The following is a 25,158-nucleotide window of genomic DNA, read 5'->3' as shown; positions in this document are numbered from 1 at the left end:
ATCTTTCTCAAAAAAGACAGCGGCATCAAATCCGGGACGGTTCACTATCCGCGCAGCACGTCAACGTAGCCCAGAATTGCTGGCCCAACTCAACTGTCAAGGGCCATGAGTTTCTGCCCACCAAGGATTGAATTCTAATGGTCATTGCAACAGAAGCAGTTCGAACGGATCTAAGAACTCACCCCCCGCTCCCCTGCCCAGTCATCCGGTCCAGCGGCAACCCAAGCAACCCAGCCCCGGTCATGAGGAATCGGCCCCGAATGACTATGAAGAAGGTAGTAAGCGGATTACGGCCCCGCCGAAACAACCAGAAAAGAGCTGCCAATAACAAACAGCTAAATCAGCGTCAGAAACCCATCACGCTGCATAACAAGACCTCAACAGAGTATCCACGCCTGTCAACACTTGCCAACATCGTGTCAACACTTAAACACGAAAACCCCCTGTCACCAGGAGGTTTACCGTGCCCAAGGTGGGATTCGAACCGGCTTTCAGCCCTTACAAACAAACGGAAGTGGCGGGTTCTTGCGGATTTCCGGCCCAGTACGACACAGTCCGGGCCAGTCCAGAAAAAAGTGTTCCCGGCGGGAACACACCAGATCCGAACGTTTAAGCCTCGACTATCCACCCCTCACCAAATACGCACCTAAGTTGCAAAGCAGTCCTCAACGGCGCCTCAGGATCGTGACACCACGAGGACCATGCGCGATGGCATTGTCCTACCGGATTCGACCCGCAGACTGGCGGATAGCCCTGTTTGGGACAGGTAGTCCACGTACTTGATGCCATGAGACTCACTGCCTACGAAATCACGAGATTCGGTGTCCACGAAGTCATGAGGTGACACTCCAACTACGTGGATTACCGGTACCAACTGAGGCTATCCACCGCGCGATCATTCCGAATTAGCGAAGGTAGTCAAGGCCGCACTCGAAGGCCGCTATGAACTTGCAAACCAGAAATTAAACGAACCCGCTGAGCCTGCGGAACGCATTGCAGCTTATGTAGTAGGTGAGAAAGTGACGGAGTACAAGTCAGGAGGGTATGCATAGAAAGTCATGGTGACGAGGTCAGCTACTTGCTATGGTGCCCTGGTGGCGACGAAGTTCATCGCATTACCATCTCCTGGGAGTTCAATGGAAACGTTGAGAGCCCAATATTCAGTCCTAGCCTTGCCCGGTTTCTGACGCTTTCAAATAATTCTTCATGGCTTCTACGCCATTGTCTTGCACGAAGGCGATATCAAGATCCTGCCCCAGAATGTTGACGACAATGCGACGGATCTCGCCCTTGGTCTCCTGAGACAGTTCGTAGCGTGTTGAAACCCGCACCCATTTGTCATTGAGCATGACCTGTGAGAAGTCACCTTTCCGGCGAGGCTCTTTTGCATCAGCGGCAATCAAGTAACCGATCTCGTTCTGAAGCTGTTGCTTCTGACGCGCCATTAGTTCTTGGTCGTTGAGCATGGATATGGGCACAAGCCCAGAAACGATCGCACGTTTCTCAATACTTCGAACCGTATAAAGGACTTCTTCGATGAGTTCCGCTTGGTCTCGCGGGGCCGGGAGGTCATCTGGCAGCTTGGCCGCCGCCTTCTCTGCTTCCCGCTTGATCTTCTTCCACCAGACGTCAGAAACGTTTTCGAGCGACGCCCTGTCACGGCGGTGGGCCTCGATGATGACCTCGTTGATGGACTTGGCCGCCTTCCTAAACCCGTTCTGGTCCATCTTGATCATATTGAATGACACGGCAGGCTGACCAACTTGCCCTGTGCTTTCAAAGCCGATTAGCAGCGGAATAACGCGAGTGTCGTCGCCGTCGACAGCCTTTGATAGCGCGCCCATCTCGAAGTTAATCCACTTGGCATCCTGGTTCTCGGGGGTAAGGCAGATGATACCGATTTTCGTATCCGCCAGTTCTTTCTTAATCCGCTCTGACCAGTTGGTACCAGCGCTGATGTCCTCGTCACTCATGAAGACGATCGAAGTCTGAAAGACTTCCTTGACCCAAGTCTTAACTTCCCTCGCTACTGCTTTACTCCGGTCACCTGACCAACTAATAAAGACCTTCAAGATACTCCCCATCCTCGGCACGAATTCCCAGGTAAGCGTACCAATATCATGTTCCTAATCTCGTCAATCTCTGACGCCCCCATTCAATTAGTCTCTTCGGCCAAGAAACATGAGGACGACGGTATTGATGGAGCAATCTGGTTTGCTCACGACCTGCGACTGGCCAGCCATGCTTGGGAATGTTTTTGACAATAAGACTGGGGGACGTCACCAAAATGGTGTTCACAGTGGTCTTCTTACGGGTTTCATCTGGCGGTGCCTGCGCATGGACTTTTGAAGAATCCGTGCCACCGGAGAAAACTCCAGCGATCACTAGGCTGTGACCGCTTGGATGGATAGCGCCGATTCCAGCCTGCGTATGCATGAAGGTGAAGTTCTGGTACCCGCCAGGGTTACCCAAATAGCTTACTTCGGCGTATTCATACGTGTTGGCACCACACGACTCAATCCATCCAGATGGCTTCGCATTGAGTGACTCAAAAGTCGAGCGGCCCAATTTTCCCCTAATGATGCCAAACGTTGCATTCTCAACGCTCCACAAAAACTTCGGGTCAATGACGGTGACCGACCACGCTTCGACTCGCTCGTTTATGCTGCGAGTGGCGACGAAGGCATGTGGCGTCGAATAAACACGGTCAATCCATGCCTTTTTCTCACCTTGGGTACCATCTGATACGGAGCCTTGATTCCGAAACACTGGTGTGCCAAGTAGATCTTTCACATACTCGTCAGTAACCCAGTTGGATATGAGATTGAGCTTCTTCCGCCACACACGGCGGCTACCCCAGCCTTTCAGATACCACTTTCTGGTTCCAGACCATATGGTTCTGGATGCAATCAGTGCCGCGAGAACGGCACCAGCTATTTTTACGATTTCGAAGAGTTCCACACACTAATGATCTGTTGACAGTGCACTAATGGCAGAACCGCCGCTCCGGTGCAGGCGAAGATAGACGCCATTCTTGACGATATGGCGCGGTATGTCATAAATTTGACTTTTGCTAGCTAAAGGACGGCCCAAGTTACAACCTCTGCCGATTACCGCCGCGCACGTACGTGTCAGGCGGAGGCGGTACCAAATCTTGGCATTGACTATGCTGTGGTCGCTAATAGGCGAGCATGTGAATCAGAGCCCAGATAGCGCCAGCTCTGAGGGGGCTCTAGCCCAAGATCAGATCGGAGTTCAGCCAAGCTAACCGGCCTCTGGCTAGGTGTCACCTCGCTGAGCTGAAGGGCATACGCAATTTCGACTCCTTGAAAATAATCATCGAACTCTTGCCGATTCACGCCTAGCTCTAACGAGAATCTCTTCCATATTGACTCCGGGGTTCCGGTGGCCACATCTGCGACTTTGGCATGGGCCATGATGGCGCGATCTTGTCCCGAGGAGTACACGAAAACTGTCATTCCAGTAGCCCGATTTGGCACCCTCCGCCTGAGTTCAAACTTCTTAGTGCCATCTAGGATGAGCCTGACGTACCTTGTCTGAATGGACATGAGAACAGCGCTGCGGTCGGAAGTGGATGAATTCCTCAGTGTCAACGGTTCATTCCCCTTCCATAAATTTCAGTAAAAGCCTCTGCAGATATCGCCCGAGCTGTCGGTACTTGACCGAGCGAGCTTCCATAACTCACCACAATAGATTCTGCTTCTGACAACTTGACTGGATGCCGTAAGACCTCCGTGTCACCGAATCTAATTGCGATTGCTACACCCGTCCTCTGTGAGTGGTGATTCACGTCAGTCAGCGTCCATACACCATATTTTTGAAACCGCGCGTGCAAGGACTCAGGACGGCCACGATGAGAACTCAAGAGCTGTGAAGCCGCGACGATCTGTCCTCCCTTGGCGCCGCTGGCATACCAGAGAATTCGGCCAGGAGCTTGAGGACGTATTCCATCAGCCTTGTAGTATACGTGACGTCGACTGATTCCGAGACTTGACTCTCTGGGAAGTAGAGGCGTGTCGTAACCAAGTAGTTCGCTAGCAAAATGCTGCCTAATGGGAACAATGTAGCAGGTCAGTGGTGCATCCAGAATCTTAAGCGGCCAAAGTTCTCGCTCCAATCGCGCGCAGCTCTCAGCGGTTTCAGGTGTCTGAGTTAGCCACGGCCGAACGTCCCAATCCCCGACAAGTCCGTTGGCCAGGTCTCGGGAGGTCAGCTGTGCATCAACAACTTCGAAGGTCCAGTTACCGTTAGTCTGCTTAGCACCTTCATCAACGAAGACAGAGACCGCAGCTTCCCCTCCACCTGGATGGGGGTCAACTACTAGGATCCGAGCAAGCCCGGACTCAAGCGCTTCGTGTCTGAGCTGGAAAACCAGTTGTTTTAGAAGAGTCCGACTCAGCGGTGATCGGCGCACACGAAGGAGGTCAACCATGAGTGCGTTCCCAATAATCCACGTTGAGACGATTCCATCTGCAAGGATGCTATCGGTGGCATGAACGACGCGAATATTAGCAACCGAAGTGGACCGAATGCGCTTCATGAATTCTGGCTTGGACTCACCGCTGAACGAACTAACCAGGTGGCTTAGGTCTCTGTCTGCCCCTGCCGAGGCCGTGGAAATTGTGAACGATGTATTCTGAATCCTATTGGGAGAATCATCACGGACATCTCGAAGCTTGTCGATCATGACAACCAACTGGGACGGATGAAGTATTTCAACGCCATGCTTGAGCGCTATGGGACGAAGAACATTTGCGGCGTTGTCATCATTTGTTAGCAAGACCGATGCTCCCGATGTAATCGTCTCAGCCAGTACGCGGGCGTCATTGCCGAGACTCTTGTCTCTTGCCAAAATCCGAGGACTGATCTCCGCTATGACTTCCTCGGTCAATTTCTCGCATAGATCCAAGTCCGAAGCAAGGTTCTCAAATCTCAACATGGCTGCCATGACTTTACGTCGTTGGCTCAGCACCTTAGTCTCGGACAGCTCATTATTTATTGAACGAGTAGTGCAATACATCACTTCTCCATCCAAAGCCGGAGCCTCAAAGTATTCCCGAGTTAGGGCGTTACGTTCTAAGACGAGGTCCAGGACGACATTCGTGTCGAGTACCGCTTGCACTCGAGTATCGTCTTCAATGGCCGATGAGAAAAGATCAGGCTGACCGAAGCTACGAGACCATGCGGTCATTTCAGCCTTCCCAAGACCGCGACCCGTCGGAAGACTTTGCGCCTCAAATCCGAGCTTTGGCCACATTTTGTGGGCGCCATAGTCACGACGACATTTGAGCCGGATTCTCTGTCGGTCCCCATGTCGGTCTTGGATCGAATCTACGAGTTTGCGCGCTATCCCGATCGATCGATGTGAATCGCTAACACACAAATGTACTAGCCGAATATCTGCGTATGGCAAGTCGAACAGAACATATCCAACGAGTGTTTCATTTTCAAATGCCCCAATGACTCTGTAGCCTTTTATCGACTCCATAATCGCACTTGACGGGTAGAGCCCGAGATATTTCTTGAATCTGTTTCCCAATTCAACTACGGCGTCTAAGTTTTCCGGTATGCATACACCTATCGAAATTTCCCGATTGTCATCATGATCTTGACCGGGTATCTTTTTCGACATGGTCACGCAGCCCCATCTACTTGGATTTAATATTTCTGATATAAGAATAGCCCTTCATTGGCAAAGGCCAGCCAAATACACACGTTTGGCAGGAAATGTTAGGACGCTGACCGCCCGATCCACACCGACCTCACCAATCAAGAAGCAAGACCAGGACGCTGAAACAGAGGCATACGACCCCTACGGCATTGAGGCTGCCGCTGACGACCGGGGCTAATCGCCCTCCCCGCCCCGAGCAAGAAGCCCTTCTCACAGCCGAGACATTATGCCCTAGGCCGCGAGAGGGGCTTTTTTGCATTTTTTTGGCCAATGCTCATTAGCGGACGTAGGTCGGGATAAGATCCGGCTATTGTCTATTTTCATTCTTTTGGGGGGGAAATCATCAAGAAGCTACTCGAGCCGCTGGCACTGTCGTCCCTCGTTCTAACCGCTTGCAGCGGGAGAGCCGATACACCGGCGAGCAAGAGCCCGAGTGCGGCACCGACCGTCGACAAGTACGCGCAGACCTGGACGAAGGCCTACTCGAAGACCACATGCTCGGACTGGCTGAATGTCTTGACGCCCGCCCAGCAATTCGCTGGCGCTGCCGACATACTTACCAGCAGGCGAAACAAGGTCGACAAGGGGACTGGGATGCCGCCGGACTCCCCTAACCAAGGAATTTCAGGCCCCACCACTGGCTATTGCCTCATACCGAGCAGGACACTTACCGATGCTACCTACGCAATACATATGGACGGAAGGAAGTACCGGCCGTGAATTCAGAGCGCCCTAGGAACGTGCACCCAAATGGAACAACTACGGCGGAGATCATATGGCCGGACGAAGCTGAGTTGCGTCTGCGGTTTCCGCCGCGCTATATGGAGCTCGCCATTGAGCCATCGGAGTTTGAAAACTACTGGAGACAACTTGGATATGCGTTTGGTCTTCCGGATCCGAACCATTTTCCGGCGCTGACGCTTCCCCTGAAGGACGCAGATCGCAATGCGATCGCGAGATACGTCCTGTCGTGTCAAGAACTAGCCACGTACACCCTCCTGGGAAGTGATCGAATTCAACGCCTCAGCAAGGCCGAAGGCAAGCCCGTGAGCTTGGACTACACCATGCCACCAAAAGAGATTCTGAGGGGCTATGCAACCCTCTTCCGCCAGCTCCATTCCAAGGATGAAGCTAGCTACGAAGTTGTGAAGAGCATCTTAGCGTCCAGGCTCAAGCGGGAAGACGACGCCGTCCGATCCCCCGGTCTTGACTACATCCGACAGTGGTCTCGCGCTCGCGCCAAGCTTTTGCAGTTCTCCCTCATGGAAATCGTCCAGATGAAGGTGCTGCAAGCGGAGCGGCCAGGATTCGAGGTGCCACTTCCCGAGAACACCCACACGCCGAGCGAGCTAATTTCGATGTTTCAGTATGGGGAATACATTCACTGGGGCAATAAGCGCGAGGAGCACGCGGCTATTCTCCAATATCCTGTATATGCCAAACTTCGTGAGCTAAAGTTTCATGACATTCAAATTGGACTCTCCCACTTCTACTTTGGCTTCGCGAAGTTGGCAGAGGCTGCTGTTAGCGACCGGGGGTAGTCGATCCCTCCGCGCTCGTGCGCGAACGCACACATTTGCACTTTCCGTTGGAGCTAGCTGTTGAGTTGATGGCCAAGCCTGACGTCGCGATGCTCAAAGATGCGCGGGAGCGAGCTGACAAGCTGGTCCAACAGCCTAAGGGAATCAAACGTCGATGACTGCGGGAGAGTCTCGGTCCATATCAGGGTTGATGTTCGGCGGCGGGGGCTGCCGTCTTTTCGCAAACCAAAAACCTTTTTGTAGCGGCGAGTAACGACAAGGGACAGAGTCCCGGGCCTGATTGGCAATCTAGATGGCACTCTAAGAATGCGTTTTTGACCCCACCCTGACCCGTCAGCGTCATCGGTGGACGTCGTCGAAAACATCCCGCCCACTGTAATCCTGAGCGGGTGAAATGCCGCGATCATCATCGTCCCAGTCGTCCTGACCTGCTGGATCGTAGTTCTCACGTGCCCAATCTTTTACCTCCTCAGCGTCGGCAGAAGCCTCCCGAAAGGTTTCGCCAATAGTCGAAAGCCCGACCTCTTCAAAGTAGTCCGCATAGTTGTCGAAGCATTCAATCAGAGGTAGAAAATAGGATTCCGGATCGTCCGACGAATCCCAGCGGCTGTCCCATGAAGAAATCACTTCATTGGCATTTGGACCCAATTCCGCGCTGACACGTCGCTCGATTTCGGCACGCTCATCCTCGGTGTGAAGATCTAGCACGGTGTGATGGACCCAGCTGTCGTCCGGAACGTCTGCGGCTCTTGCTAGTGACTGGCCAACTATCCATAAACGGGCGGCTTCGTTCAACAGCCCCATGCCATGCATACGGGCGCAGAGTCGGACAACTGGAGAGGAGTCGAAGCGCTCATCAATGGGCAGCAACCGATTGGCCAGTAGCGGATCCGCAGCTACCATCATGCTTAGGAACTCGTCAGAGGTACTACTCAAGAGGAAATCTGCATACCGACGTCCCTGAATATCCATCGAAACCTCATGGTCCATCTCTGGTGTAAAGCCAACGAGTCGATCCACTACTTGGGGATACAGAGAGCTGGGGACTGAAACCACTTTGCCATAGCCCGTTTTGTGCTTTTCACCACCGCAGTTCAGACGCTCTACGATGTTTGATGGTCGGAGACCGGCGACAAAAACTCCCAACAGCTCTGGATTACTTGAAATCAAACCAGCAAAACCTTCGCGCAAGGTCGGGTGCCAGAAATGCCAGTGCCGCGCATTCTCGTTGTCGACAAGCCGCACGAATGAGCCGTCCATGGCGTTCAGAGCTTGCGTCACGTGCCCGAGATCGCTACCCAGACCATGCAAAGTGGACTCGGCAATTCCGCTCTGTGCAACCGGTGACTGCAGCCCGTCCACGCTCATATAGACGAGAGACAGCGCCGCTTTATAGTGATCATCGAGCTGTTCAAGAACCGCCACTGTAAATTCTTCATTGTGCGTGAAAAAGTGACTCACAGATGAGCGGGATAGTGAAAGGCCACTTGTAAACTCCTTGGCCCCAAGCCGGCGTGCAATCTCCGGCTTGAAAGAGGGCATATTCGCAACCTCTGCCAAAAATGGTCTAAGTTCCTTCTTGAAATCCCTACTCTGGTTCCCTAGGCGAATATGATTGTAAAGCATTCGTTGTTTTTCAAGGGCAGTCAGTTCGGCAAGATCAATCACAACTTGATTTTCTGAAATCATAGGGAAAATGTATGTCTTGAGGACTTTCCGCGCTTCATTCCATATGTATCCTCGGGAAGTCAGCACGACTTTTGCGCCGCCTTCGATGGCCGCTTTGATGTGTGCCGCGTTTGCAACCCAACTTTGCGCCAAGGATGGATCATAGCGAAGGGACCCGAACACGTCATCCAGCCAAAAGAACTGACCGGGTTCATTTGGATTCCAGCCTTCCACAAGTCCGCCCGGCGTCGTTGGCCGCTGAACAAGGCAATCCCATTCATGCATGGCAGCCGCCGCTAAAGTAGACGCAATGACACTCTTGCCCGACGCCGGATCGCCCAGCAGCATTACGAAACCATGCTTCTCGACTGCCTCCACAGCCCGCCTGTGAGATTCCGTGGGAACAAACGTAGAAAGGTCTTGTCCCATGGACGCTATGAGCGCTTTAGACTGCTCATAGCGCCTCTCGTCAAGAATCGTTGACAAGTCGCCCAATCCATAAACTCTCGGAACAAACCGCCGCAATCGACCGTTGGTCGCTATTGCAAGATTAATACTATTTCGCTCGTAGATGAGAACGTGTTTTACGCCGACACCCTTGAGCGCGTCTTCAATCTTCGCTGCAGATGCGGCCGAAACTGTTGCGTTTGTCATTAGGACGTAGGAGTCGCATCGACCCTTGTTGACTAGGATTTTGGCTTTAGCGATCTCGTCACTCACCGTTGAAAGCGATACAGTACCGCTGGAGTTGGTAGTCGCCTTGCACTGAGCTACGAGATGGCCAGTCAATGCACTGTTCGGAACACCCACAGGATCCCAAGTGCCCTCAAACGCCCCATCCCGCCCACCATCATTTGAATCCGCGAACGCTTGCACAGTCTGCCCGAGGACCTCACGCAAGACAACGAGGCATAAGTCTTGAAAGGCCCTCCACCCGAGAGTATGAAGGGCAAAGTTTGGACTTGCTACCGCCATTGCGAGGGAATTTCGGGAAGACATGCTCTGATTCCTTAGGAAACGGCTTGAAATTAACAAATCTTATGGTTTAGAACAAATCTAATTCGGCGAATAGTGCTCGAAAATACAGCATACCTTTTATGAATTTGAACAGAATACTATCAGTGTTGCCTTACGCGATCGTCGGTGACATTCCGTAACAGCGCCGACTCTCGGCCAGAATCTCAGACACAGGGAGACGGGCACTGGCGGGGATCCTTCCGCCCCCGAATGTGCGATACGGCAGTAGTTCGAGTCGCACTGACACGAACGCAGCGGCACTATCGCTTCACAAGCCATGCCCGGAGACAAGCGCCGTCTTTCGATACCTGCCGTCGACGTGGTTGTGAGTTCCCCTTATCCCGGCCGTCGACCGCGGCACGGCTGAACACGCTGGTCAATACTCACGAGCAAGCCGACGAAAATTGCTGGCAGGGGCCACGGCCCGGCAAGCTACCAACTAGTGGATGGCCTCAATAATGAAACATGCACTCAATCCGTTTCAATAGCCTGACACGGCAACAAGACGCACCTCCATATGGCTGGGCGTAGACCTAACGGCGGCTGGGGTCTGCCCAAGGTTTTGTTGAAAGTTTGGGCAGACCCTCGCGTATCAACGCCTCAGATCCCTGACACACATCAGTCTCTATTGTTTCCACAGTGTGGCGGATCGTTGCACGGCGTCGGCGGCGTCTTGGAGGGCTTGTGGCATGAGGTGACCGTAGATGGACTCGGTGGTGCGTGTGGAAGCGTGTCCGAGTCGGCCGGAGATCGTAAAGAGCGATACGCGGTCTTGCATGAGCCAGGACGCGTGTGTATGTCTGAGGTCGTGGATCCGGGGCGTTTTCGCCAAGCCGGCGTCGTGGGCAGCTGTCACGGACGGTACCCAAGTTTTCTGCCAAAAGGTGCTGTGCACGATCCGTCCGCTCGACTCCGAGACAAATACCAGCTCACTTCCGCCCCGCCCCGCTATGAGCAGGGTGAGTTGTTCCACTTGAACCGGTGGCAGGGAGACGGTGCGTCTTCCGGCGCGCGATTTGGTTGGCCCGACATAGTAGGCGTTGTTGCCGTCCCGCTTCCACGACTTGGTGATCTGCACCGTCGCCGGGTGGGATGGCAGTTCTAGGTCGTCGATAGTCACGGTATTGGCCTCACCGAAGCGGGTGCCGGTCATGACGAGAAACTGCACAAACACCTTGTATCCCAATGGGATCTTGTCCGGGAGAACTGCGAACTCATCCGGGGTCAGGAACTGGGCGTCATCGCCGATCGTCTCGCCCACCGGTAGGCGCATGCCGCGACACGGGTTATCGGGCCGGTACCCGGCACGGATGGCGAATTCTATCGCCGAAAAGATCAGGCCATGGACGTTGTGGATCGTCTTGGGGCTACTACCCTTGGCCTGCATGGCCCGCACCCAGTGCGTCAGGTGCCGCTCATCGAGGTCAGCTACGGCAATGGTCCCGATCAACGGTGCGATGTGGTGCTCCAGCATGGGCTGATACGTCCGTATCGTCCCGGACGAGGGACGAACCAGGTGCTCAAGGTGTTCTTTAACAACGTCGGTGACCGTCCGGGTTTTTTGACGTTGCGCTTTGACGGCGTCTTGGGAGATCGTGAAGGACTGGCCGTTAGCATCCAAGAGGCGCTCGAGAACGGTGGCTTCGATCTCTGTGCCGAAGGAGAGTCCCTGCTCGACCCGGGTCACTGGATCACGCCACCGCACGGTGAAGGACGGGGAACCGTCCTTTTTCACCCGCCGTCTGATGCTGGCCATAGGGATAACTTTAGGAACGGTGTCCACACCGTGACGGGTTTTGTCCACAGGTCAGAGGTAATTATGCCTCTGACCTGCGATGATACTGTGCCCGAGGTGGGACTCGAACCCACACACCTCTCGATACTGCATTTTGAGTGCAGCGCGTCTGCCATTCCGCCACTCGGGCCTTAGCATCGTTGTCGGAATACACAACGTCGCAAAGATCACGCCCTCATTCAGGACTCTGTTCTGAACAAGTGCGCGAAACTACTCTACATGCAGATAGGCTATTTCGTAGAACCGGTGCTTTCCTACCGGTTGAATACCTCGATTTTCCATGGAAATACCACTGAAATACAGCTTTCAAGGAGCCCACGTGTCTGAACAAACGGAATCAACCCGAGCGCGCCGCGTCATCGTTGCTGAGGATGAGACCCTAATCCGCTTGGACATTATGGAGATCCTGCGCGGAGAAGGCTACGACGTCGTCGGCGAAGCGGACAACGGTGAAAAGGCCGTCCAGCTCGCCAAAGAGCTAAAGCCAGACCTTGTGCTGATGGACGTCAAAATGCCCGTCATGGACGGAATCACAGCTGCCGAACAAATCGTCAAGGCTCGCATCGCTCCCGTAGTCCTGCTAACCGCCTTCAGCCAGAAGGAACTCGTGGAACGCGCTCGCGACGCCGGCGCCATGGCCTACGTCGTCAAGCCCTTCACCCCGGCGGACCTCATTCCTGCCTTGGAGATCGCTCTCTCACGCCACGAGGAAATCAAGATCCTCGAAAACGAGGTCTCCGACCTCCAGGAGCAGTTCGCCACCCGCAAGCTCGTAGAGCGCGCTAAGAGCCTGCTCACCACCAAGATGGGACTGACGGAGCCTGAAGCGTTCCGCTGGATCCAGAAGACCTCTATGGACCGCCGCCTGAGCATGCGCGAGGTCGCCGAGACCATCATCAATCAGGTCAACTAACTCGCCCACAGCTTTCCAATGAATCCGACTCACAAATAACTGTGGGGCCCTCATCCGAACCAACGGATGAGGGCCCCACAGTTATTTAGCCCAGTGCTGCAGGGCAGGACCTTAGCGGGCCCAATTTGGCAAGACTAAGTTAGAGGGACGGCCAGGGGCCGACCTTTTCCTTGTTCCCGCGAACGCCATTCCCGCTCTTGCCCGAGTCAGCCAAATCTCCGACCTTGTGAGCCTTGACCAGGTTGGTGGTGCCAGCCTGTCCGGGAGGAGAACCAGCGGCGATGACGACCATGTCGCCTTCTTCCACCAGTCCCTTTTCCAGCAGCGTGCGGTCAACTTGCTCAGTCATGGCATCGGTATGGGCCACAGTCGGTACCAGGACCGGCTCAATGCCCCATGTGAGCGCCAGCTGGTTACGGACGTGCTCATCCGGTGTGAACGCAAAAACCTGCTTGGAGGGCCGCAGGCGGGAGAGTCGGCGAGCCGAATCTCCGGACTGCGTGAACGTTGCAATGTACTTCGCCTCAAGCTGATCGGCGATCTGCACAGCTGCAGCGGTGATCACCCCTCCACGTGTCTTGGGCTTGGTTCCCAAGTCCGGGATACGGGTGAGACCGTCCGTCTCGGTGGCCTCGATGATGCGGGCCATAACCTTGACGGTTTCAATGGGGAACTTGCCCACGCTGGTCTCGCCGGAGAGCATGACTGCATCGGCGCCGTCGAGGACGGCGTTAGCACAGTCTGAAGCTTCTGCTCTGGTGGGGCGCGGGTTTTCAATCATTGACTCGAGCACCTGGGTGGCCACGATGACGGGCTTGGCCCAGCGTCGAGCCAGATCCACGCAGCGCTTCTGAACCAGCGGGACGTCTTCCAGAGGAAGCTCCACGCCCAAGTCGCCGCGGGCCACCATGATGGCATCAAAAGCGTCAACGATTGCTTCGAGATTCTCCACTGCCTGTGGCTTCTCGATCTTGGCGATCACCGGCACCCGGCGACCCTTTTCGTCCATGATCTCGTGTACACGCTTAATATCTGCGGCGTCGCGCACAAATGACAGAGCCACCATGTCAACGCCACATGCCAATGCCCAGCGAAGATCATCCTCGTCTTTTTGGCTCAATGCCGGCACGTTGACGGCTACACCGGGCAGGTTAATGCCCTTGTTGTTGGAGACTTTTCCAGGCACCGTCACTTCAGTGACAACATCAGTTGCATCCACGGATGTGGCGCGCAAAGAAACCTTGCCGTCGTCGATCAGCAGAATGTCCCCAACATTGACGTCCTCGGTCAGGGACTTCAGTGTTGTGGAGCAAATGTCTTTGGTACCCGGGACGTCTTTAGTCGTGATGGTGAAAACATCGCCAACCGCCAGATCGTAACCTTCACCGTTAGCAAAACGGCCCAGCCGGATCTTGGGTCCTTGCAAGTCAGCCATGATGGCAACACTCTTGTGCAGTTCACCTGCCGCCTTGCGTACGTTGTCGTAAGTGTTCTGGTGCACGGTGTAATCGCCGTGGCTCATATTCATCCGGGCTACGTTCACGCCCGCATCTAGTACCGCAAGTGTGTTCTCGTAGCTGGCAATAGCCGGCCCAAAAGTGGCCACAATTTTTGCGCGTCTCAATTTACCTACCTAGTGATGTGGTTAGTAGTGGAAATCTATGGTTCCTGTATCTAGCCTAGCTGTTCTGCTCTAAACACTCATAGGGCGATCACTGGGCGAGACGGGTGCGGGCAAAAACGTCTCTCCCATCAAGAACGCATCAACGGCGGCTGCACATGCGCGGCCTTCAGCGATGGCCCAAACAATGAGTGACTGCCCGCGTCCAGCGTCACCAGCAGCAAATACGCCCGGGCGACTCGTCATGTAAAACTCGTCACGTTTCACGTTGTTCTTCTCATCCAGCAAAATAGGCAATTGGTGCGTCAATTCAGCAGTCTCCGGTCCAGTGAACCCCAGCGCCAAGAACACCAAATCTGCAGGGATCACGCGTTCTGTACCTTCCTTGGGTACCCGACGTCCGTCGACATATTCCGTTTCTGCGATTTTCAGTCCCGTCAGCACACCGTTTTCGCCCACAAATTTTACCGTGGAAGCCAGGAAGGTGCGCTCTCCTCCTTCTTCGTGCGCACTAGCGACCTCGAAGAGATTGGGAAACGTGGGCCACGGATGCCCAGCAGCGCGTTCCACCGGCGGTTGATTGCCGATGGCCAGCGTGGTCACTGACGCCGCATGCTGGCGGTGCGCGGTCCCTAAACAGTCCGCTCCCGTGTCACCTCCACCCAGAATAACAACGTGCTTGCCCCGCGCATCAATCTGGCCCTCCACCGCATCACCAGCGACGCTCTTGTTGGACTGCGTCAGGTAGTCCATGGCATAGTGCACCCCCGTGAGATTCCGCCCAGGGATCGGAAGATCTCGCGGCACCGTGGCACCCGTGGTCACCACGACGGCGTCGTAGCGCTTACGCAGTTGGTCCCAGCCGACGTCTTTGCCCACCTCGATTCCAGTGCGGAAGCGTGTCCCTTCGGCGCTCATCTGCGCCAAACGACGATCCAGCTTCTCCTTCTCCAGCTTGAAGTCCGGGATGCCATAGCGCAGCAAGCCACCGATTCGGTCCTCGCGCTCGTAAACTGCCACCGTATGCCCGGTCCGCGTTAACTGCTGTGCCACCGCCATACCGGCAGGCCCGGAACCCACGACGGCAACCGTCTTGCCGGTGAGTCGGACGGGAGGAAGGGGAACCACCCAGTCCTGGTCAAACGCCTCATCGATGATGGAGACTTCAACCTGTTTGATGGTGACGGGAGGTTGATTGATACCCAGGACACAAGCACTTTCACACGGAGCCGGGCACAGGCGGCCAGTAAATTCGGGAAAATTATTGGTCGAATGCAAACGCTCCACAGCGTCTTGGCCCTTGTCACGCCACGTGAGATCATTCCATTCGGGAATCAGGTTTCCGAGCGGGCAGCCCTGGTGGCAGAAGGGAACACCACAGTCCATGCACCGCCCAGCCTGGCCTTGGAGTACGCCCTTTTCTTGCCTCTCGTAGACTTCCTTCCAGTCCATGATGCGCACCGGTACGGGGCGCCGAGTTTGGGTAATACGTTCTTTATTCTTCAAAAAACCGCGAGGATCAGCCACCGGTAACCTCCAAAATTTTGTGCCAGACGGCGTCGCCATCCGGGTCTTCTCCACGGGCGGCGCCCGCCAGCCGGGTCTCCAATACTGCTGCGTAATCCCTCGGAAGAACCTTAGTAAAGCGCTGCACGGCACCAGCAAAGTCGGCAAGCAGCGCCGACGCTATTTCAGATCCGGTCTCCTGCGCATGTTTGAGCAATAGATCGTGGACTATTTCCTGGTCCGCCGGATCCAGAGGAAGCAGTTTCAGTTCCCCCGCTGCCAGAGCAGTCGGATTGATATTGCCGCGTTCCAGATCCAACACAAAAGCTGTGCCTCCGGACATCCCGGCGCCAAAATTACGACCAGTGGGACCAATCACCAAAGCTTGCCCACCCGTCATGTACTCGCAGCCGTGATCGCCGATGCCTTCCACCACTGCTGTGGCCCCTGAGTTGCGCACCAAGAAGCGCTCCCCCACTTGTCCCCGCAGGAACAGTTCTCCGCTGGTCGCGCCGTAGCCAATGACGTTGCCAGCAATCACGTTTTCGGACGGCACAAACGTATTTGTTCGGTCTGGTCGAGCGGTGATGCGCCCACCCGAAAGCCCTTTTCCCACGTAATCGTTCGCATCGCCGAACAAACGCAGCGTGACACCGACGGGCAAGAATGCGCCCAACGATTGTCCGGCCGATCCCGTCAGAGTCACGTCGATCGTGTCTGGACCTAAGACATCGATCCCAAATTTCTTCGTGACGTAGTGACCCAACATTGTGCCCACCGAACGATCCGTGTTGCGCACGGGAACACTGATCTTGACCGGCTTACGTTCTTGCAGTGCATCTGCAGCCATCGTCAATAGTTGCTGGTCAAAGTGCTTTTCCAACTCGTGATTTTGAGCTTTCAGGTTCCGTCTGGGCACATCGGCCTGGACGCCCGCATCGGAAATGATCGGGGACAAATCTAGCCCCTCCGTCTTCCAGTGATCCACAGCGCGGCGCACGTCCAGCACTCCCGATTGGCCAGTGGCCTCCGCGAGCGATCGGAAGCCTAATTCCGCCAAAATCTCACGCACTTCCTCCGCCAAGAATTCAAAGAAGTTCACCACAAACTCCGGCTTACCGGTGAAGCGGGCACGTAACAGCGGATTTTGAGTGGCCACCCCCACAGGGCAGGTGTCCAAGTGGCAGGCGCGCATCATCACGCAGCCAGAAACCACCAGCGGTGCAGTTGCGAAGCCGAATTCCTCGGCACCTAGCAAGGCTGCAACCACCACGTCGCGACCCGTTTTGAGCTGCCCGTCAACCTGGACCACCACGCGATCACGCAAACCGTTAAGACGCAGCGTCTGCTGGGTCTCGGCGAGGCCCAGCTCCCACGGCATGCCAGCGTGTTTGAGCGAGTTCAGCGGGCTCGCTCCCGTGCCGCCGTCGTGCCCTGAGATCAGTACGACGTCGGCCTTGGCCTTAGTAACTCCGGCCGCCACCGTCCCTATCCCCATTTCAGAGACCAGCTTGACATGGACTCTGGCGCCAGGATTGGCCCGTTTGAGATCGTAGATCAGCTGTGCTAAATCCTCGATGGAATAGATATCGTGGTGCGGTGGCGGAGAGATCAGTCCCACCCCTGGCGTAGAGTGCCTGGTGGCGGCGATCCACGGGTAAACCTTGTTAGCCATCAACTGCCCGCCCTCGCCGGGCTTGGCCCCCTGGGCCATCTTGATTTGGATGTCTTGGGCGCTGCTGAGGTACAGGCTGGTCACACCAAAGCGGCCAGAAGCCACTTGTTTGATGGCGCTGCATCGCTGCGGATCCAAGAGCCTTTCCACTTCCTCTCCGCCTTCGCCAGTGTTGGATTTGGCGCCGAGACGGTTCATGGCAATGGCAAGGGTTTCGTGTGCCTCCTTGGAGATTGAACCGTAACTCATTGCGCCAGTCGAGAAATGCTTGACGATCGAGCTGACCGATTCAACCTCTTCAAGGGCTACTGCTGGGCGAATCCCGTCCTTGAATTCGAGCAGTCCCCGAAACGTCATAAGGTCCTTGGACTGATCGTCGATCCCCTGTGTGTACTTCTTGAAGATGTCGTAGCGGCGCTCCCGCGTGGAATGCTGAAGCCGGAAAACAGTATCCGGGTTGAACAGGTGTGGTTCCCCGTCACGGCGCCATTGATATTCGCCGCCGCCCAGCAATGGGCGGTGCGGAACATCGACGCCGTCCACGGGGTAAGCCAGCGTATGCCGCGCAGCGACCTCCGCAGCGATCACGTCCAAGCCCACACCACCAAGCTGGGTAACAGTGCCCGTGAAGTGCGCGCTGACCAATTTCTCCGAGAGGCCCAACGCTTCAAAAGTCTGCGCCCCGCAGTAAGAGGCCACGGTGGAGATGCCCATTTTGGACATGATCTTCAGCACGCCTTTGCCCAGGGCCTTGATGAGATTACGGACGCCTTGTTCAGCCGTGACCAACGTGATCTCCCCCGTGCGGATAAGTTCCTCAACACTTTCCATGGCCAGATACGGATTCACTGCAGCGGCACCGTAACCAATCAATACCGCTACATGGTGGACCTCACGGACATCGCCGGCCTCAACCACCAAGGAGATCTTGGTGCGGTTGGCGCTACGCAACAAATGGTGATGGACGGCGCTGAGCAGCAACAGCGATGGAATAGGGGCCCATGCAGCTGAAGAATCGCGGTCCGAAAGGACCACGTACTGCACACCGCGGTTGATGGCACCGGAAACCTGTTCGCAGATCTCCGTAAGCCGGGCACGCAAGGCCGCCTCGCCGCCGTCGAACTTGTACAAGCCGCGCACCTTCACGGCAATATGCTCCCCGCCCGTCCCATCCGGCTGAACCGGGGATTCGATGTTGGCAATCTTGGCGAGTTCGTCATTGTCGATCACGGGGAACGTCAGCGCCACCTGGGGCATCTTCACCCTGGTTTGAGAGAGCAGGTTACCCTGCGGACCGATTGCAGTGTTCAAGGACGTCACCAGCTCCTCCCTGATGGCGTCCAAAGGAGGATTGGTAACCTGAGCGAACGACTGCACAAAATAGTCAAAGAGCAGGCGCGGGCGCTGCGAAAGGACAGCCACGGGGGTGTCGGTTCCCATGGCTCCTAGTGGCTCTCCCCCGGTCTTCGCCATGGGGCCAAGCAGGATCCTTAACTCTTCTGTGGTGTACCCAAAAGTACGCTGGCGGTGAAGTACCGAGGCGCTAGTGTGCACTACGTGCTCACGCTCTGGCAGATCAGCCAACCGGATAGTGTTCTCTCGCACCCACTCCGCCCACGGGTTGGCAGCAGCCAGCGCCTCTTTAATCTCCTCATCGCGCACCAGCTTGCCAGCCTCAGTGTCCACAACGAACATCTTGCCGGGAGCAACACGGCCCTTTTCAACGATGCTGGCCGGGTCAAGATCCAGCACTCCAACCTCGGAGGCGAACACCACCAAACCGTCGTCAGTGACCCAGTACCGGCAAGGACGCAGACCATTTCGATCCAACGTGGCTCCTACCTGGGCGCCATCTGTGAAGGAAATAGCAGCTGGACCGTCCCACGGCTCCATCATCAAGGAGTGGTATTCGTAGAAGGCTTTGCGATCCGGGTCCATCGTGGCATGGTTTTCCCAAGCTTCAGGGACCATCATCATGATGGCCTGTGTGATGGGCCGGCCGGAAAGCCACAACAATTCAGCAACCTCATCAAAGGAAGCAGAATCTGAGGCACCGGGTGTACAGATGGGGAACAGTTCCTCCGGCGTCTCGCCCAGTAGTGAGTGAGACATTGTGGACTGACGGGCGCGCATCCAATTCCGGTTGCCTTTAACGGTGTTGATCTCACCATTGTGGGCAATGGTGCGGAAAGGCTGAGCCAGCGGCCACGATGGGAACGTGTTCGTGGAAAAGCGTGAGTGCACCACAGCCAGCTTTGTAGCAAAGCGAGCATCCGAAAGATCCGGGTAAAAAGGTTCTAGCTGGGCGGTCGTGAGCATGCCCTTGTAAACAATCGTCTTGGAAGACAGAGAAGGGAAATACACGCCGTACTTGTGCTGTGAGCGCTTGCGTAGGCGGAATGCTTTAGCGTCAAGTGCGTTCTCTTCCCTACGGGCGTATTCACGCTCCGGATCGATCGCCACGAACAGTTGACAAAAATACGGCATGCACGCGCGTGCGCTGGCACCCACCAACTCGGCTTTGATAGGCACATCACGCCACCCCAAAACTACCAAGCCCTCGCTGTGTGCCAGCGCTTGCATCCCGTCTCGGGCAACCGCGGCTTCCTTGGGATCGGCAGGAAGAAACGCTATCCCAGCGGCGTACTCACCGGCAGCGGGGAGTGAAAAATCGTTGACAGCACGAAAGAACTCATCGGGAATCTGGGTCAGGATTCCGGCACCATCGCCAGTTCCTTCATCCGCTCCAACGGCACCCCGATGTTCTAGATTACGCAATGCCACCAGGGCTGCCATCACGATGTCATGGCCAGCAGTCCCTCGCAGGGTGGCAACGATCGCCAACCCGCACGCATCTTTCTGCGCTTCTTGGCGGTAGAGTCCAGCATCGTCGGGAATAGCGGCAAATCGCACGAAGGGAGATACTGCGCTCTCTGCGGGCTTTGCCGCACCCGTGAGCGTGGCGCGGTGGTGAAGCTGTGAGGTTCCAGTCATGACAATGAAGTCCTTCCCCTGGTCGAGCGGTTGAAAGGGGACGTCTCTGGCCCTGTGCTACCGAGGAATTATCGCTCAGTAGCGTTTTTTGGTGCTGGTCACCACAGTAAATAACCTCCCCACCATGGCGGTACGGCACATCTAGCACTGTGGCAAAAGCAGCTGGAAGATCGTTCCGTGATGCAAGTGCACAATTACCGACGGCGATCGTTTCTCATCCGGTCGCGCGGCGATTCCCACTCTATAACTCAGTCCCGTTCGATGAATACACTCATCTCACATAATGATCTTATCTGCACGATCAGTAATACTTCGGTCTTGTCCGTAAAAAGGACGGCCCCACGTGGGACCGTCCCTTTTATTCAACCGTCAATCTATGAAGTGGCGAACTACGTTTGTTCGTGTCTTAGAGTTTTGAATCCTTAGCGGGCTCAGCCACCTCGGGCGTCACGTCAGCGGGCTCAGTCACCGCGGGCGTCACGTCAGCCGTAGCTGTGTTAGCTGCAGCAGGCTCAGCTACCGCGTCAGCAGCCGGCGCTGCCGCGGCGGGCTCTACTGCTTCGGTCTCAGACACTGCGTCAGTAGCTTTTCCATCAGTCATTTTTCCCTCATCAGGACCGCTTGCCGGCACCGCAGCGCCGTCATCCACGCCAACTCCGCTGTCGAGATCGGGTTCACGGCCAGCAAGGTACACGGTCTCAAGCGAGGAAGACGAGCCACGGCGCAAGAACGTCAGTAGCAAGAACAGGAGCAGCGCCACCAGGAAGACAAGGATACTGGTCCAGACGTTCAGACGAGTCGTAATACCGAAGAACGTTATCTGCTCGGCAGTGTCTATCCGCAACAACTCAATCCAGACGCGTCCAGCGGTGTAGATCATGGCGTAGAGCAGGAATAAACGGCCACCGCGGAGACGGAACTTTCTATCCAGCAGCAGCAGGGCCACCACGCCTAGCAGATTCCAAATACATTCATAGAGGAATGTGGGGTGAAATAGCGTCTCGGGACTAAATCCAACTGGTACAAAGGCCGCGTCAACGTGCAGGCCCCACGGCAAGGTGGTGGGACCGCCGAAGAGTTCTTGATTGAAATAGTTTCCCCAACGGCCGATTGCCTGGGCTAGTAAAATTCCTGGAGCTGCCACATCAATAAAGGCTGAGATCTTCACGCCAGCACGTCGGCAACCGATCCAAGCACCAACGACGCCCAGGACCACTGCACCCCAGATACCCAATCCGCCAAGCCAAATTTGCGGGATCAGCGCCAAGTTGCCCGTGCCGTTAAAACCTGGACCAAAGTACGCCTCCGGCGAGGAGAACACATGATAAAGGCGCCCACCGATGATGCCAAAGGGAATCGCCCAAATAGCGATATCCCAAATGGAGCCTTCTGGCCCTCCTCTCCGCTTCCATCGACGGTCGGTGAGCCAGATGGCTGCCACGATGCCCAACAGTATGCACAGAGCATAAGCGTGGATGCGCAGCGGCCCTAGGTCAAAACCAGACCAGACGGGGGCCGGAATGGCAGCCCCGAGTGTTGCTGCCATAATTTGCGTTGAAATCATTGCTTCCTATACTCCCGTAGTGGATGAAGTTGACGGCGCTGTCGTGCTCAAGCCGCCGGAGAGTTCTTTGGCGAGTGCTCCCACTGCGGGGACACCGCCGTCGCGCAGTGCAACGACAAGTGCCGTACCCACAATGACACCGTCGGCGTAGGCAGCTATCTCCCGCACATGCTCGGGCTTGGAGACTCCCAGACCGACGCACACGCGTTCGGCACCGGCAAGCTGCGCTGCAGTTACCACGGCCTGCGCGGCATTGGAGACCGATGACCGCGCTCCGGTGACGCCCATAATGGAGACTGCGTAAACAAATCCGCGGCTGGCCTGAACTGTCATAGCAACCCGTTCAGGGGTGGAGGACGGTGCAACCAAAAAGACCCGATCAAGACCATACTTCTCGGAGGCCGCAAACCATTCACTCGCCTCATCTGGGATCAGGTCCGGGGTGATGAGCCCGGCTCCCCCAGCCTCGGCGAGGCGGCGAGCGAACTCGTCGACACCCATCCGCAGTACAGGGTTCCAATAAGTCATCACCAGTACGGCGGCATCAGTCTCCGCGGTGACCGCAGCGACCACATCAAAGACGTCGGCAACATGGAAACCCTGGGCGAGAGCCTGCGTAGTAGCCGCCTGAATCACGGCACCGTCCATGACCGGGTCTGAATACGGGATACCAATCTCGATGATGTCCGCACCGTTACGCGCAACAGCGATGGCCGCATTGATTGATGCTTGTTTGTCCGGAAAACCGGCCGGCAGGTAGGCTATTAACGCCTTCCGCCCCGCTGCTTTAGCCCGATCGATTGCTGCGGCCGATTTGCTGACGAACGCAGCTCCATCTGCTGGCGGAGTTAGGCTCTCACTCATTCGTGGCATCCTCTGCGTTGTTGTCCATCGTGGTGGCACCTTTCGCAGAGCGGGTAGAGAGCATGGTGCCCTTCACATTGCCCTGCTCATCCAACATGCCAAACCAAGCCGCCGCCGTCTCCACGTCTTTATCTCCACGACCGGAGAGGTTGACGATGATGATGGTGTCCGACGGCGTCGACTCACCTTCGGTGAGCCTTTGGCCGACCTTCATGGCGCCAGCCAGTGCATGTGCCGACTCGATGGCAGGAATGATGCCCTCAGTTTGGCAGAGTAGCTTGAACGCAGCCATCGCTTCCGCGTCGTCAATGGGCTCGTACCTCACCCGCCCTAAATCGGCCAAATAGGCATGCTCTGGGCCTACTCCCGGATAGTCCAATCCGGCTGAGATGGAGTGCGATTCAATAGTCTGGCCGTCGTCGTCCTGCATCACGTACGAACGAGCCCCATGGAGGACGCCGGGCTTACCCAAGGTGATGGTGGCAGCGTGACGACCTGTTTCGATACCATCCCCCCCTGCCTCAAAACCATACATTTTCACGTCGTCGTCATCTAAGAAACCGTGGAAGAGGCCAATGGCGTTGGAACCACCACCGATACAGGCACATACCGCATCGGGCAGCCGTCCCACCTGAGTGAGGATTTGTTCGCGGGCTTCTTGACCGATTACCTCATGAAAGAATCGCACCATGGCGGGGAATGGATGAGCACCAGCAACCGTGCCGAGCAGATAGTGCGTGCTCTCCACGTTGGCCACCCAGTCACGGAGAGCGTCATTGATGGCATCTTTGAGTGTCTGCGAACCGTTAGTCACGGGGACCACCGTGGCTCCCAACAGTTGCATGCGGGCCACGTTCAACGCTTGGCGGCGGCAGTCCTCCGCGCCCATATAGACCACGCATTCCAGACCCAACAAGGCGGCAGCTGTGGCGCTCGCCACGCCGTGCTGGCCGGCGCCTGTCTCAGCAATGATGCGGGTTTTGCCCATGCGCTTAGCCAATAAGGCTTGGCCCAGAACATTGTTGATTTTGTGCGAACCCGTGTGGTTGAGGTCCTCACGCTTGAGGAATATCCGGGCACCGCCAGCATGGGCACTAAAACGCTTCGCTTCGGTCAACAGAGAAGGACGACCCGAATAGTTCTTGTTCAGTTCGGCGATTTCCGCCAAAAAATCCGGATCTACTTTGGCCTTCTCAAAGGTCTCTTCAAGTTCATCCAGAGCCGCAATCAAGGACTCGGGCATCCAGCGACCGCCGTAGCTGCCAAAGTACGGGCCAGGGGCGTGGCGCAGGGAATGTTCTTGGACAAATCCGCCGCCGTCGGCGCTGCCTGCGAGGAACGCCGTGGCAGCATCATTCATGTCAGCGGGATCTGATGACGAAGCTGTGGGCATAGGGGCCATCAGTTCTACCGTCCTGTTCGTAATTGGTGTTGCGGGAAAATGATGTCCGTAGCTGTAGCGGAAAATTGTTGTGGGCTATTCGGCGCCAATGAGCCCACGCCGGATTGCCTGGGCCCCGGCAATTTTGAATTCGGTGATTCGTTCTCGCGGAGTAGCGTCTTTAACAAGAGCTTCCCCGACCAGAATGGCAGTGGCACCGTGGCTAGCATAATGTGCCACATCTTCCGCGTCCCGCACGCCGGACTCGGCAATGACTACTTGCCCCTGGGGAATCATCCCGGCCAAGGCCGCAAAAACGCCGCGATCCACGTCAAGGGTCTTGAGGTTGCGCACATTGATGCCGATGATCTTTGCCCCCACACTAACTGCCCGCTCTATCTCTTGGGCTGTATGCGTCTCGACGATCGCGTTCATGCCTAGTTCGTGTGTCAGGGCCAGATAGTCACGCAATTCGTCATCGCGAAGCGCGGCAACGATCAGTAGCACTAGATCGGCTCCGTGTGCGCGGGCTTCCCAAATCATGTAGGGATCGCAGGTAAAGTCCTTGCGCAGTACTGGGATATCAACGGCCGCACGCACGGCATCCAAATCCGCTAGGGATCCGCCAAAGCGTCTCTTCTCCGTCAGGACACTGATGACCGACGCTCCGCCATCGTTGTACTGGGCTGCCAATGCCGCTGGATCGGTTATACCGGCCAGATCACCTTTTGACGGGCTTCGACGCTTGACCTCAGCGATAACCTTCAGCTCTGTACGGGCGGTATCAGTGCCGCCCAACGCCGCCAGACCGTCGCGGGCCGGAGGAGCTAGTGCTACGCGCTTGTGCAGTTCTTCAAGGCTCACAGCCTGCTTGCGGACGTCCAGATCTTCCCGAACGCCAGCAATGATGTCCTGCAAAACGCTCAC

14 protein-coding genes, 1 tRNA gene and 1 pseudogene are annotated in these 25,158 nt (G+C 56.0%); 2 read left to right on the top strand and 14 right to left on the bottom strand.

From position 1 onward, the window contains the following. Positions 1-1,166: 1,166 nt before the first annotated feature. The 4 genes and pseudogenes from LOH53_RS15650 to LOH53_RS17045 form a co-directional block, all read right to left on the bottom strand. Positions 1,167-2,084, bottom strand: a complete 918-nt coding sequence (locus tag LOH53_RS15650) for a toll/interleukin-1 receptor domain-containing protein (RefSeq protein WP_230068690.1) — start codon at positions 2,082-2,084, stop codon at positions 1,167-1,169. Positions 2,085-2,118: 34 nt separating this feature from the next. Then, on the bottom strand, positions 2,119-2,961 hold the full coding sequence (locus LOH53_RS15645; RefSeq protein ID WP_230068689.1) for an ETEC_3214 domain-containing protein: 843 nt from the start codon (positions 2,959-2,961) through the stop codon (positions 2,119-2,121). Between the two features lie 649 nt (positions 2,962-3,610). After that, a complete protein-coding gene (locus LOH53_RS15640) occupies positions 3,611-5,212 on the bottom strand; it encodes a PIN domain-containing protein (RefSeq protein ID WP_230068688.1) in 1,602 nt (533 codons plus the stop codon). 45 nt (positions 5,213-5,257) lie between these two features. Then, positions 5,258-5,509 (bottom strand): annotated as a pseudogene (locus LOH53_RS17045) (GNAT family N-acetyltransferase); the annotation flags it as partial. Positions 5,510-6,408: 899 nt separating this feature from the next. On the opposite strand from LOH53_RS17045, the gene LOH53_RS15635 reads away from it, so the two are divergent. Next, on the top strand, positions 6,409-7,233 hold the full coding sequence (locus LOH53_RS15635; protein ID WP_230068687.1) for a hypothetical protein: 825 nt from the start codon (positions 6,409-6,411) through the stop codon (positions 7,231-7,233). Positions 7,234-7,572: 339 nt separating this feature from the next. On the opposite strand, the gene LOH53_RS15630 is transcribed toward LOH53_RS15635, so the two are convergent. From LOH53_RS15630 to LOH53_RS15620, 3 genes are all read right to left on the bottom strand, one after another. Next, positions 7,573-9,555 carry an nSTAND3 domain-containing NTPase gene (locus tag LOH53_RS15630; RefSeq protein WP_230068686.1) on the bottom strand — a complete coding sequence of 661 codons (1,983 nt, stop codon included), beginning with the start codon at positions 9,553-9,555 and terminating at the stop codon, positions 7,573-7,575. Between the two features lie 988 nt (positions 9,556-10,543). Beyond that, positions 10,544-11,674, bottom strand: a complete 1,131-nt coding sequence (locus LOH53_RS15625) for a tyrosine-type recombinase/integrase (protein WP_230068685.1) — start codon at positions 11,672-11,674, stop codon at positions 10,544-10,546. Positions 11,675-11,762: 88 nt separating this feature from the next. Beyond that, a tRNA-Leu gene (locus LOH53_RS15620) sits at positions 11,763-11,843 on the bottom strand. 189 nt (positions 11,844-12,032) lie between these two features. On the opposite strand from LOH53_RS15620, the gene LOH53_RS15615 reads away from it, so the two are divergent. Beyond that, the gene (locus LOH53_RS15615) at positions 12,033-12,626 is read left to right on the top strand and encodes an ANTAR domain-containing response regulator (RefSeq protein WP_230068684.1); all 594 of its coding nucleotides are present in this window, start codon (positions 12,033-12,035) and stop codon (positions 12,624-12,626) included. 139 nt (positions 12,627-12,765) lie between these two features. Here LOH53_RS15615 and pyk read toward each other — a convergent pair whose 3' ends face one another. The 7 genes from pyk to trpC all read right to left on the bottom strand — a co-directional run bounded on the left by pyk (position 12,766) and on the right by trpC (position 25,158). Continuing rightward, on the bottom strand, positions 12,766-14,250 hold the full coding sequence (gene pyk, locus LOH53_RS15610) for a pyruvate kinase (protein ID WP_230068683.1): 1,485 nt from the start codon (positions 14,248-14,250) through the stop codon (positions 12,766-12,768). Between the two features lie 69 nt (positions 14,251-14,319). Further along, complete coding sequence (locus LOH53_RS15605; RefSeq protein WP_230068682.1) at positions 14,320-15,774, bottom strand: glutamate synthase subunit beta; 1,455 nt, start codon at positions 15,772-15,774, stop codon at positions 14,320-14,322. Further along, positions 15,767-20,422: a glutamate synthase large subunit gene (gltB, locus tag LOH53_RS15600; protein WP_230068681.1), complete on the bottom strand. Its 4,656-nt coding sequence runs from the start codon at positions 20,420-20,422 to the stop codon at positions 15,767-15,769. The genes LOH53_RS15605 and gltB overlap by 8 nt, the downstream gene beginning before the upstream one ends. Positions 20,423-20,828: 406 nt before the next feature. After that, on the bottom strand, positions 20,829-21,986 hold the full coding sequence (gene lgt, locus LOH53_RS15595; RefSeq protein ID WP_230068680.1) for a prolipoprotein diacylglyceryl transferase: 1,158 nt from the start codon (positions 21,984-21,986) through the stop codon (positions 20,829-20,831). Between the two features lie 6 nt (positions 21,987-21,992). Then, positions 21,993-22,850 (bottom strand): tryptophan synthase subunit alpha, encoded by an 858-nt coding sequence (gene trpA / locus LOH53_RS15590; RefSeq protein ID WP_230068679.1) that lies wholly within the window; start codon positions 22,848-22,850, stop codon positions 21,993-21,995. Then, positions 22,843-24,252 (bottom strand): tryptophan synthase subunit beta, encoded by a 1,410-nt coding sequence (gene trpB / locus LOH53_RS15585; RefSeq protein ID WP_230068678.1) that lies wholly within the window; start codon positions 24,250-24,252, stop codon positions 22,843-22,845. The genes trpA and trpB overlap by 8 nt, the downstream gene beginning before the upstream one ends. Before the next feature lie 75 nt (positions 24,253-24,327). Further along, complete coding sequence (gene trpC, locus LOH53_RS15580) at positions 24,328-25,158, bottom strand: indole-3-glycerol phosphate synthase TrpC (protein WP_230068677.1); 831 nt, start codon at positions 25,156-25,158, stop codon at positions 24,328-24,330.

The sequence above is a fragment of the Arthrobacter cryoconiti genome, assembly GCF_020905375.1.
In the GTDB taxonomy this organism is placed as follows: Bacteria; Actinomycetota; Actinomycetes; order Actinomycetales; family Micrococcaceae; genus Specibacter; species Specibacter cryoconiti.
This window is presented reverse-complemented; position numbering and strand designations above follow the sequence as displayed.